The following is an 11645-nucleotide window of genomic DNA, read 5'->3' on the forward strand; positions in this document are numbered from 1 at the left end:
TCGAAGGAATCTGAAGATGTCTGAACCACGTTTCGTCCACCTACGGGTGCACAGCGACTACTCCATGATCGATGGGCTGGCGAAAACCGGGCCGCTGGTGAAAAAGGCGGCCGCGTTAGGCATGCCTGCGCTGGCGATCACCGATTTTACCAACCTGTGTGGTCTGGTGAAGTTTTACGGAGCGGGCCACGGCGCGGGTATCAAGCCGATAGTTGGCGCAGATTTTCATGTCCGCAGTGAGCTGTTGGGTGATGAACTCACGCAGCTCACCGTGCTGGCCGCAAATAATACCGGCTATCAGAACCTGACGTTGTTGATTTCGAAAGCCTATCAGCGCGGCTATGGCGCAGAAGGACCGGTTATCGACCGGGACTGGTTGGTTGAGCTAAAAGAAGGTTTGATTTTGCTCTCCGGCGGTCGCATGGGCGATGTCGGACGCAGCCTGCTGCGCGGCAATAGCGCACTGGTTGACGAGTGCGTGGCGTTTTACGAAGAACATTTTCCCAATTGCTATTTCCTCGAACTGATTCGCACCGGCAGGCAAGATGAAGAAAATTATCTGCACGCAGCTGTAGCGCTAGCCGAAACGCGTGGTCTACCGGTGGTGGCGACTAACGATGTCCGCTTCCTGGAAACCGGAGATTTCGATGCGCATGAAATCCGCGTAGCGATCCACGACGGGTTCACCCTTGATGACCCGAAACGCCCGCGTAACTATTCGCCGCAGCAGTACATGCGCAGCGAAGATGAGATGTGCGAGCTGTTCTCCGATATTCCGGAAGCACTGCAAAACACCGTCGAGATAGCCAAACGCTGCAACGTGACGGTGCGTCTGGGCGAATACTTCCTGCCGCAGTTCCCGACCGGCGATATGACCACCGAGGATTTCCTCGTGGCGAAATCACGCGAAGGGCTGGAAGAACGTCTCGAATTTTTGTTCCCTGACCCTGAAGTTCGTGCGCAGAAGCGCCCGCCTTACGATGAACGTCTGGAAGTTGAACTTAAAGTTATCAACCAGATGGGATTCCCTGGCTACTTCCTGATCGTTATGGAATTTATCCAGTGGTCGAAAGATAACGGCGTACCGGTAGGCCCGGGACGTGGTTCCGGCGCTGGCTCACTTGTCGCCTATGCGCTGAAAATTACCGATCTCGACCCGCTGGAGTTTGACCTGCTGTTCGAACGTTTCCTTAACCCGGAACGTGTCTCAATGCCCGACTTCGACGTTGACTTCTGTATGGAGAAACGCGACCAGGTTATCGAGCACGTGGCGGAAATGTACGGTCGTGATGCGGTTTCGCAGATTATTACCTTTGGTACGATGGCTGCAAAAGCGGTTATCCGCGACGTGGGCCGCGTGCTGGGGCATCCGTACGGTTTCGTTGACCGTATTTCGAAACTGGTGCCGCCCGACCCGGGCATGACGCTGGCAAAAGCCTTTGAAGCCGAACCCCAACTGCCAGAAATCTATGAGGCAGATGAAGAGGTTAAAGCGCTGATCGATATGGCGCGTAAGCTGGAAGGCGTCACGCGTAACGCTGGTAAGCACGCCGGTGGTGTGGTTATCGCACCGACAAAAATTACTGATTTTGCGCCTCTGTACTGCGATGAGCAGGGGCTGCACCCGGTTACTCAGTTTGATAAGAACGACGTGGAATATGCCGGTCTTGTGAAGTTCGACTTCCTCGGCCTGCGTACGCTCACCATCATCAACTGGGCGCTGGAAATGATCAACGCGCGCCGTGAAAAGAACGGTGAGCCACCGCTGGATATTGCGGCTATCCCGCTGGATGACAAGAAAAGCTTCGATATGCTGCAACGCTCGGAGACCACGGCGGTCTTCCAGCTTGAATCCCGCGGTATGAAAGACCTGATCAAACGTCTGCAGCCTGACTGCTTCGAAGACATGATCGCACTGGTGGCTCTGTTCCGCCCAGGTCCGCTACAGTCGGGGATGGTAGATAACTTTATCGACCGTAAGCATGGTCGCGAAGAGATTTCCTACCCGGACGTACAATGGCAGCATGAGTGTCTGAAACCGGTACTGGAGCCGACCTACGGCATTATCCTGTATCAGGAACAGGTTATGCAGATTGCCCAGGAGTTGTCCGGGTACACCCTTGGCGGCGCGGATATGCTGCGTCGTGCGATGGGTAAGAAAAAGCCGGAAGAGATGGCTAAGCAGCGCGGCACCTTTGAAGAAGGGGCGAAAAAGCGCGGCGTAGACGGCGAACTGGCGATGAAAATCTTTGACCTGGTGGAGAAATTCGCCGGTTACGGATTTAACAAATCGCACTCCGCAGCCTATGCGCTTGTCTCTTACCAGACGCTGTGGCTGAAGGCGCATTATCCTGCTGAGTTTATGGCGGCGGTAATGACCGCCGATATGGATAACACTGAAAAAGTGGTCGGGCTGGTAGATGAATGCTGGCGTATGGGACTCAAAATCCTGCCGCCGGATATCAACTCCGGGCTTTACCATTTTCACGTGAATGATGATGGCGAGATTGTTTATGGCATCGGCGCGATAAAAGGCGTGGGTGAAGGACCAATTGAAGCTATTATTGAGGCGCGTAACGAAGGCGGTTACTTCCGTGAGCTGTTTGATCTCTGCGCGCGCACGGATATCAAAAAACTTAACCGCCGGGTGTTGGAAAAGCTAATTATGTCCGGGGCGTTTGATCGCCTTGGCCCGCATCGGGCGGCGTTGATGAATTCGCTCAACGATGCGCTAAAAGCCGCCGATCAGCATGCAAAAGCCGAAGCTATCGGTCAGGCCGATATGTTTGGCGTGCTGGCGGAAGAACCGGAGCAAATTGAACAATCCTATGCCAGTTGCCAACCGTGGCCGGAGCAGGTGGTATTAGATGGTGAGCGTGAAACGTTGGGGCTTTACCTGACGGGGCACCCCATCAACCAGTATTTAAAAGAAATTGAGCGCTATGTCGGAGGCTACAGGCTGAAAGACATGCATCCGACAGAACGTGGTAAAGTCACCACGGCTGCGGGGCTCGTCATTGCTGCGCGGGTAATGGTCACCAAGCGCGGCAATCGTATCGGCATCTGTACACTGGATGACCGTTCCGGACGTCTGGAAGTTATGTTGTTTACCGATGCTCTGGATAAATACCAGCAATTGCTGGAAAAAGACCGCATACTTATCGTCAGCGGACAGGTCAGCTTTGATGACTTCAGCGGCGGGCTTAAAATGATGGCCCGTGAAGTCATGGATATTGACGAAGCCCGGGAAAAATATGCTCGCGGGCTTGCTATCTCGCTGACGGACAGGCAAATTGATGACCAGCTTTTAAACCGACTCCGTCAGTCTCTGGAACCCCACCGCTCGGGGACAATTCCAGTACATCTCTACTATCAGAGGGCGGATGCACGTGCGCGGTTGCGTTTTGGCGCGACGTGGCGTGTCTCTCCGAGCGATCGTTTGCTAAACGATCTCCGTGGCCTTATTGGTTCGGAGCAGGTGGAACTGGAGTTTGACTAATACAGGAATACTATGAGTCTGAATTTCCTTGATTTTGAACAGCCGATTGCAGAGCTGGAAGCAAAAATCGATTCTTTGACTGCGGTTAGCCGTCAGGATGAGAAACTGGATATTAACATCGATGAAGAAGTGCATCGTCTGCGTGAAAAAAGCGTAGAACTGACGCGTAAAATCTTCGCCGATCTTGGCGCATGGCAGGTAGCCCAACTGGCGCGCCATCCACAGCGTCCGTACACCCTGGATTATGTCCGCCTGGCGTTTGATGAATTTGATGAGCTGGCGGGCGATCGTGCCTATGCGGATGATAAAGCTATTGTCGGCGGTATCGCGCGTCTGGATGGCCGTCCGGTGATGATCATTGGTCATCAGAAAGGCCGTGAGACCAAAGAAAAGATTCGCCGTAATTTCGGCATGCCAGCGCCGGAAGGCTATCGCAAAGCGCTGCGTCTGATGGAAATGGCCGAGCGTTTCAACATGCCGATCATTACCTTCATCGACACCCCAGGGGCTTACCCGGGCGTGGGCGCGGAAGAGCGTGGTCAGTCAGAAGCGATCGCGCGCAACCTGCGTGAAATGTCGCGTCTGAGCGTACCGGTAATCTGCACCGTTATCGGTGAAGGTGGTTCCGGTGGCGCGCTGGCGATCGGTGTAGGCGATAAAGTGAATATGCTGCAATACAGCACCTATTCCGTTATCTCCCCGGAAGGTTGTGCTTCCATTCTGTGGAAAAGCGCCGACAAAGCACCGCTGGCCGCAGAAGCGATGGGAATTGTTGCCCCGCGTCTGAAAGAGCTGAAGCTTATCGACTCTATCATTCCGGAACCGTTAGGCGGTGCACACCGCAATCCGGAAGTGATGGCTGCGTCCCTGAAAGCACAGCTGCTGGCCGATCTCGCCGATCTCGACGTGTTAAGCAAAGACGATCTGAAAAACCGTCGTTACCAGCGTCTGATGAGCTACGGTTACGCGTAAACTGCATTTATTCTGAAAAGGGCCACTACGTTGTGGCCCTTTTTTTTACCTGCGGTTTGACCAGGCTATGATTAACTAAGGTTTTTCCAGGAGGAACGCATGAATATCATTGCCATCATGGGACCGCATGGCGTCTTTTATAAAGATGAGCCCATCAAGGAACTTGAGCGTGCGCTGCAACAGCAGGGATTTCAGATTATCTGGCCGCAGAATAGTGTCGACCTGCTGAAGTTTATCGAACACAACCCGCGAATTTGCGGCGTCATTTTTGACTGGGATGAATATAGCCTGGAGCTGTGCAGTGACATCAACCAGCTCAACGAGTATCTCCCGCTCTACGCCTTTATTAATACCCATTCGACGATGGATGTCAGTGCGCACGACCTGCGCATGGCGCTGTGGTTTTTTGAGTATGCGCTGGGTCAGTCTGAAGACATTGCCACCCGCATTCGCCAGTACACCAGCGAATACCTCGATAACATCACGCCTCCGTTCACCAAGGCGCTGTTTACCTATGTGAAGGAAGGAAAGTATACCTTCTGTACGCCCGGGCACATGGCGGGGACGGCGTACCAGAAAAGCCCGGTCGGCTGCCTGTTCTATGATTTCTTTGGCGGCAATACGCTGAAAGCCGACGTGTCCATTTCCGTAACCGAACTGGGCTCATTGCTTGATCATACCGGACCACATCTCGACGCGGAGGAGTACATCGCTCGCACCTTTGGTGCCGAACAGAGCTATATGGTGACTAACGGCACCTCGACATCGAACAAGATTGTCGGTATGTATGCTGCGCCTGCAGGAAGTACGCTACTGATTGACCGCAACTGCCATAAGTCGCTGGCGCATTTGCTGATGATGAGCGATGTGGTGCCAATCTGGTTGAAGCCTACGCGTAACGCGTTGGGGATCCTCGGCGGTATACCCCGTCGGGAATTTACCCATGCAAGTATTGAACGCAAGGTAGAAGAGACGACTCAGGCGCAATGGCCGGTACACGCGGTGATCACCAACTCCACCTATGACGGGCTGCTTTATAACACCAACTGGATCAAGCAAACCCTGGATGTGCCCTCCATCCATTTTGATTCAGCCTGGGTGCCGTATACCCATTTTCATCCGATCTATCAGGGGAAAAGCGGGATGAGCGGCGAACGGGTACCGGGAAAGGTGATATTTGAAACCCAGTCCACCCACAAGATGCTGGCGGCGTTGTCACAGGCTTCGCTGATCCACATTAAGGGTGACTATGATGAAGACACGTTCAACGAAGCCTTTATGATGCACACCTCCACGTCTCCGAGCTATCCGATTGTGGCGTCGATAGAAACGGCGGCGGCAATGCTGCGTGGCAATTCCGGCAAGCGGTTAATCAATCGTTCGGTGGAACGGGCGCTGCATTTCCGTAAAGAAGTGCAGCGTCTGCGCGAAGAGTCGGATGGCTGGTTCTTTGATATCTGGCAGCCGGAAAAGGTCGATGAAGCAGAATGTTGGCCGGTAGCGCCAGGTGAAGACTGGCACGGATTTGTTGATGCTGATGCCGACCACATGTTCCTCGACCCGGTGAAGGTCACGATTCTGACGCCGGGAATGGATGAACAGGGAAATATGAGCGAAGAGGGGATCCCCGCGGCGCTGGTGGCGAAATTCCTTGATGAACGCGGCGTCGTCGTCGAAAAAACGGGACCGTATAACCTGTTGTTCCTGTTCAGTATTGGCATAGATAAGACCCGGGCGATGGGGCTGCTACGTGGCCTGACGGAATTTAAGCGCTCGTACGATCTGAATTTACGCGTGAAAAATATGCTGCCGGATCTGTATGCTGAAGATCCCGATTTCTATCGCAATATGCGTATTCAGGATCTGGCACAGGGGATCCATAAGCTGATCCGCCAGCACGATCTCTCCGGACTGATGCTGCGGGCATTTGATACCTTGCCGGAAATGAAAATGACACCGCACCAGGCCTGGCAGCGGCAGATCAAAGGTGAGGTGGAAACCGTGGCGCTTGATCAACTGGTAGGACGCGTGTCCGCCAATATGATCCTGCCTTATCCTCCAGGCGTGCCGCTCTTGATGCCCGGGGAAATGATCACTGCCAAAAGCCGGGCTGTCCTCGATTTTCTTCTGATGCTGTGTTCAGTGGGGCAGCGCTACCCGGGATTTGAAACCGATATCCATGGCGCTAAACTGGGCGAGGATGGTGTGTATCGCGTGAGAGTCTTAAAAATGGCATAACGACTTGCCTGACCCTAAGGCGTACGAGTAACGTGCTGACAGAAAAATGAAAGAGGCGATGACGCTATGCTGGGATTAAAACAGGTTCACCATATTGCCATTATTGCGACGGACTACGCGGCAAGTAAGGCATTTTACTGCGATGTGCTTGGCTTTACACTGATGAGCGAAGCCTATCGGGAAGAGAGAGATTCGTGGAAAGGCGATCTGGCATTGAACGGCCAGTATGTGATTGAGCTTTTTTCTTTCCCGTTTCCACCTTGCCGTCCGAGCCGACCGGAAGCCTGCGGTTTGCGTCATCTGGCGTTCAGCGTGGAGGATGTGGAAAAGTCGATCGCGCATCTGGAAGCACACCACGTGAAGTGTGAATCCATACGTATCGATCCATTTACCGGTAAACGCTTTACGTTTTTCAACGATCCGGACGGATTGCCCCTCGAACTGTACGAGCTGTAAGGCTTGTCATTGTGGCGTTAGCCCGGTAACGTGCCGGGCAATGCCATTGTAAGTAACCATCATGACGACACTCACGCTGAACACTTCACTGCTGAATTCTCAATCGATTTTGGTCGCCTTTAGCGGCGGGCTGGACTCAACCGTACTCCTGCATCAACTGGTGCAGTGGCGAGTGCAGCATCCTGAGGTCGCTTTACGCGCAATCCATATTCATCACGGATTAAGCTCACATGCAGACAGTTGGGTGCAGCACTGTGAGTCAGTATGTATGCAGTGGCAGGTGCCGCTGGTGGTTGAGCGGGTACACCTTGAGGATGATGGTCTGGGCATCGAAGCTCAGGCACGACGCGCGCGCTATCAGGCATTTGCGCAGACCTTACTACCGGGCGAGGTGCTAATGACTGCCCAGCATCTCGATGACCAGTGTGAAACCTTTCTGCTGGCGCTTAAGCGCGGCAGCGGCCCTGCCGGACTTTCCGCCATGGGGGAATGTTCACCGTTCGCCGGAACTCAGCTGATTCGACCGCTGCTGGCGCAAACGCGTGAGGCGCTTGAAGCATGGGCGCGGCAGCATGAATTATGCTGGATTGAAGATGAAAGCAATCAGGATGATACCTACGATCGCAATTTCCTCAGATTGCGCGTTACCCCATTGCTGCAACAGCGCTGGCCGCACTTCGCGCAAGCCGTAGCCCGCAGCGCCGCGCTGTGTGCTGAGCAGGAGAGTTTACTGGATGAACTGCTGGCCAGCGATTTAGCCGATTGCATCACAGCCCACGGCACACTGCTACTGGTACCGTTAATGATGATGAGCGACGTGCGTCGTGCCGCGCTGCTTCGTCGCTGGCTTGCGGGGTTAAATGCGCCGATGCCTTCTCGTGATGGACTGGAACGAATCTGGCAGGAAGTGGCGCTGGCGCGGGAAGATGCCTCACCCTGTTTTCGCCTCGGGGAGTACGAGGTCCGTCGTTATCAGTCACAGCTGTGGTGGGTGAAGTCAGTCGATGGGCAAAGCGAAACCGTTATCCCATGGTTAGAGTGGAAAACACCGTTGGCGCTGCCTGCCGGATTGGGTTCGGTTCAGTTAATTTCTGCGGGTGAATTGCGCATGCCGCAAGCGGATGAAGCCGTCAGCATTCGTTTCAAAGCACCAGGGTTATTGCATATTGTCGGGCGTAACGGTGGACGGAAATTAAAGAAAATCTGGCAGGAGCAGGGGATCCCGCCCTGGCGACGAGATACCACACCGCTGCTGTTTTACGGCGAAACGTTGATTGCGGCTGCTGGTGTTTTCGTGACGCGTGAGGGAGCGGCGGAAGATGAAGAAGGCGTGAGTCTGGTTTGGCGTGGAAAGTAGGCCGGATAAGGTGCTTTGCACCGTCATCCGGCACCAAAATAATCAGGATTCGCTGACCACCACGGTACCGATCTGCGGGTGGCTGAAGCTGGCAATTTTGTCGAGGCGAAGCTCCCGGGTTTCACCTGCGACATCTGCGACCAGATACTCCACGTTTTTGCGTGAAACCAGGTCGTTCGCTTTCGCCTGCAAAACTTCGCCATCTTTTAACGCCAGCGTCAGTAACAAATGGTGCTGGCAGGCGAGTTCAAGATTGTCGTAATCATCGCAATTGATGGGTTGATACGTTTCATTCATTGACATAATCGCTCACCAGTAAGTTCGCGGCAGCATAGGCCGCTTTTTCCCTGACCGACTCTGGAAGGGCGCTGTCTGCCGCCACTTCATTAAGCACCTTCAATACGCAACCCAGCGCATCCGGGATATACCCTAAGTCTCCGCTGGCGATTTCCGCGTACCGCTTGCGTATTAACTCACAATATTTTTCCACATGCCCTCCTGTCAGCACTCTGACTTAACCGTGGATGCAAGTCTAAGCCTACGAAGATAAACTCTGTTTAGCAAGGTGACTATACCATACTCATTCAAGCAATATCAGCGCCTTGATAGATGAGCAGTTAGCAGCCTTTTGCCGCAGTTTTCGCTACAATGTGCGCCTGATTCGAAAGGAGTTCTCCCATGGCGCTTAAAGCGACAATTTATAAAGCCGTCGTCAACGTAGCGGATCTTGACCGCAACCAGTTTCTTGACGCGGCCTTGACGCTGGCGCGTCACCCCTCTGAAACCCAGGAGCGCATGATGCTGCGCCTGCTGGCCTGGATTAAATATGCCGATGAACGGCTGCAGTTCACGCGTGGCCTGAGTGCGGAAGACGAGCCTGAAGCATGGCTGCGTAACGACCATCTGGGCATCGATCTTTGGATTGAGCTGGGTCTGCCGGATGAGCGCCGTATCAAGAAAGCCTGTACCCAGTCTGGTGAGGTTGCTCTGTTTGCCTACAACAGCCGTGCGGCTCAGATCTGGTGGCAGCAAAACCAGAACAAATGTGCGCAGTTTAAAAATCTCACCGTGTGGTATCTGGATGATGAACAGCTGGCGCAACTGAGTGATTTTGCTGGTCGTACAATGGCGCTGCAGGCGACTATTCAGGACGGCGCTATTTGGCTGTCCGACTCTCAGAACAATCTGGAAATTCATCTGACAGCGTGGCAGCCGCGTTCATGATTGTTCTCTCCCGAAACGTCTCTATCCCTGATAATGAGCTGGAAATCACGGCGATTCGGGCACAAGGCGCGGGTGGTCAGCACGTTAACAAGACCTCGACGGCTATCCATTTGCGCTTTGACATTCGGGCCTCGAGCCTGCCAGAGTATTACAAGGAACGCCTGCTGGCCGCCAGCCATCATCTGATTAGCGGCGATGGCATTATTATCATTAAGGCGCAGGAATACCGTAGCCAGGAGCTCAATCGGGAAGCGGCAATCTCCCGACTGGTGGCGGTGATAAAAGAATTAACCGCAGTGCAAAAAAGCCGACAGGCAACTCGCCCTACGCGCGCCTCGAAAGAGCGCAGGTTGTCATCGAAGGCGCAAAAATCCACAGTGAAAGCACTGCGCGGGAGAGTTCGTCGAACGCAAGACTGACGAGCGGGAATAAAAATTAATAAGGAATTGATAGTGAAAACAGCAATATTGTCCGTGGTCGCTGCATGCACGCTTTTTTCCTTGATCGGCTGTAATAACCGTACTGAAGTTGAAGTACTACAGCCGACGCGGGCGGCAGAATTAAAACCGATGCAGCAAAGCTGGCGTGGCATCTTACCTTGCGCGGACTGCGAAGGGATTGAAACCTCTCTGTTTCTGGAAAAAGACGGTACATGGGTGATGAACGAACGCTATCAGGGCGTGCGGGATGAACCGTCTTCATTTGCCTCTTATGGCACATGGGCGCGTACAGCCGACAAACTGGTGCTGACCGACAGCAAAGGTGAAAAATCGTACTACCGGGCTAAAGGCGAGGCGCTGGAAATGCTCGATCGTGAAGGTAACCCGATTGAGTCACAGTTTAACTACACGCTCCAGCCGGTTTCCGCCAGCTTACCGGTGACGCCAATGCCGATGCGAGGCATGTATTTCTATATGGCTGACGCGGCAATCTTTACCGACTGCGCAACGGGTAAACGGATGCCGGTGGCGAATAACGCTCAGCTTGAACGCGACTATTTAGCCGCTCGTGCGGAAAACGGACAGTCCGTACTGTTGATGCTTGAGGCGCATTTCACGCTGGAGTCAAACCCGGATACGGGTGAGAAAGTGAAAACGTTGATGGCGGATAAAGACGCGAAATTTATCCCTGGTAAAGCGTGTAATTAATCGATAGAAAAAAGGCCCTGATAATCAGGGCCTTTTTGTTGTGCACAGAAAACCCCCAGCTAGGCTGGGGGTTCCGGAAAGCTTTCAGCTTTGGGCCAGTTATTAAAACCCCTTTTGATTTGTTAAAACACCTTGCGGTCTGGCAACTGCAAGGGTTAAACAAGAAATCAAAAGGGGGTCCCAATGGGGGACGAAAAGAGCTTAGCGCACACCCGATGGAACTGTAAATATCACATAGTTTTTGCGCCCAAATACCGAAGACAAGCATTCTACGGGGAGAAACGTAGGGCGATAGGCAGCATCTTAAGAAAGCTGTGTGAGTGGAAAAACGTGCGGATCCTGGAAGCGGAATGCTGTGCAGATCATATCCATATGCTTGTGGAAATCCCGCCCAAAATGAGCGTATCCGGTTTTATGGGTTATCTGAAAGGTAAAAGCAGTCTGATGTTGTATGAGCAGTTTGGTGATATGAAGTTTAAATACAGGAACAGGGAGTTCTGGTGTCGTGGGTATTACGTAGATACGGTGGGTAAGAACACAGCAAGGATACAGGAATACATAAAGCACCAGCTTGCAGAGGATAAAATGGGCGAGCAGTTATCGATCCCTTATCCGGGTAGCCCGTTTACGGGCCGTAAGTAACGAAGTCTGATGCAAATGTCAGATCGTATGCGCCTGTTAGGGCGCGGCTGGTAACAGAGCCTTATAGGCGCATCAGAAAAACCTCCGGCTATGCCGGAGGATATTTATT

The 11645-nt window shown here is 53.2% G+C and carries 11 protein-coding genes; 9 read left to right on the top strand and 2 right to left on the bottom strand.

All coding sequences use genetic code 11. The features are described from left to right. Window positions 1-16: 16 nt before the first annotated feature. The 5 genes from dnaE (at window position 17) to tilS (ending at window position 8522) form a co-directional block, all read left to right on the top strand. Window positions 17-3499 carry a DNA polymerase III subunit alpha gene (dnaE, locus tag OGY68_RS02815; RefSeq protein WP_008786271.1) on the top strand — a complete coding sequence of 1161 codons (3483 nt, stop codon included), beginning with the start codon at window positions 17-19 and terminating at the stop codon, window positions 3497-3499. Between the two features lie 12 nt (window positions 3500-3511). Continuing rightward, window positions 3512-4471: an acetyl-CoA carboxylase carboxyl transferase subunit alpha gene (gene accA, locus OGY68_RS02820; protein ID WP_003829164.1), complete on the top strand. Its 960-nt coding sequence runs from the start codon at window positions 3512-3514 to the stop codon at window positions 4469-4471. Between the two features lie 99 nt (window positions 4472-4570). Continuing rightward, window positions 4571-6709 carry a lysine decarboxylase LdcC gene (ldcC, locus tag OGY68_RS02825; RefSeq protein WP_057067890.1) on the top strand — a complete coding sequence of 713 codons (2139 nt, stop codon included), beginning with the start codon at window positions 4571-4573 and terminating at the stop codon, window positions 6707-6709. A 66-nt stretch (window positions 6710-6775) separates the two neighbouring features. Beyond that, complete coding sequence (locus OGY68_RS02830; protein WP_003829160.1) at window positions 6776-7165, top strand: VOC family protein; 390 nt, start codon at window positions 6776-6778, stop codon at window positions 7163-7165. Between the two features lie 61 nt (window positions 7166-7226). Further along, window positions 7227-8522 carry a tRNA lysidine(34) synthetase TilS gene (gene tilS / locus OGY68_RS02835; protein WP_057067888.1) on the top strand — a complete coding sequence of 432 codons (1296 nt, stop codon included), beginning with the start codon at window positions 7227-7229 and terminating at the stop codon, window positions 8520-8522. 42 nt (window positions 8523-8564) lie between these two features. Here the strand turns inward: tilS and rof are convergent, their stop codons facing one another. Together rof and OGY68_RS02845 are read right to left on the bottom strand one after the other, a co-directional pair. Then, window positions 8565-8825, bottom strand: coding sequence for a Rho-binding antiterminator (gene rof, locus OGY68_RS02840; protein WP_003018503.1), 261 nt, complete (start codon window positions 8823-8825; stop codon window positions 8565-8567). Continuing rightward, the gene (locus tag OGY68_RS02845; protein ID WP_003018499.1) at window positions 8812-9012 is read right to left on the bottom strand and encodes a YaeP family protein; all 201 of its coding nucleotides are present in this window, start codon (window positions 9010-9012) and stop codon (window positions 8812-8814) included. Before OGY68_RS02845 ends, rof begins: the two co-directional genes overlap by 14 nt. A gap of 188 nt (window positions 9013-9200) precedes the next feature. On the opposite strand from OGY68_RS02845, the gene OGY68_RS02850 reads away from it, so the two are divergent. From OGY68_RS02850 to tnpA, 4 genes are all read left to right on the top strand, one after another. Further along, window positions 9201-9746 carry a YaeQ family protein gene (locus OGY68_RS02850; protein WP_003018497.1) on the top strand — a complete coding sequence of 182 codons (546 nt, stop codon included), beginning with the start codon at window positions 9201-9203 and terminating at the stop codon, window positions 9744-9746. Beyond that, a complete protein-coding gene (gene arfB / locus OGY68_RS02855) occupies window positions 9743-10165 on the top strand; it encodes an alternative ribosome rescue aminoacyl-tRNA hydrolase ArfB (protein WP_032942412.1) in 423 nt (140 codons plus the stop codon). The genes OGY68_RS02850 and arfB overlap by 4 nt, the downstream gene beginning before the upstream one ends. A 30-nt stretch (window positions 10166-10195) precedes the next feature. Next, window positions 10196-10894, top strand: a complete 699-nt coding sequence (nlpE, locus tag OGY68_RS02860) for an envelope stress response activation lipoprotein NlpE (protein ID WP_286616824.1) — start codon at window positions 10196-10198, stop codon at window positions 10892-10894. Between the two features lie 183 nt (window positions 10895-11077). After that, window positions 11078-11536: an IS200/IS605 family transposase gene (gene tnpA, locus OGY68_RS02865; RefSeq protein ID WP_057069660.1), complete on the top strand. Its 459-nt coding sequence runs from the start codon at window positions 11078-11080 to the stop codon at window positions 11534-11536. Window positions 11537-11645 lie beyond the last annotated feature (109 nt).

The sequence above is a fragment of the Citrobacter sp. Cpo065 genome (genome assembly GCF_030332805.1).
Classification (GTDB): domain Bacteria; phylum Pseudomonadota; class Gammaproteobacteria; order Enterobacterales; family Enterobacteriaceae; genus Citrobacter; species Citrobacter portucalensis.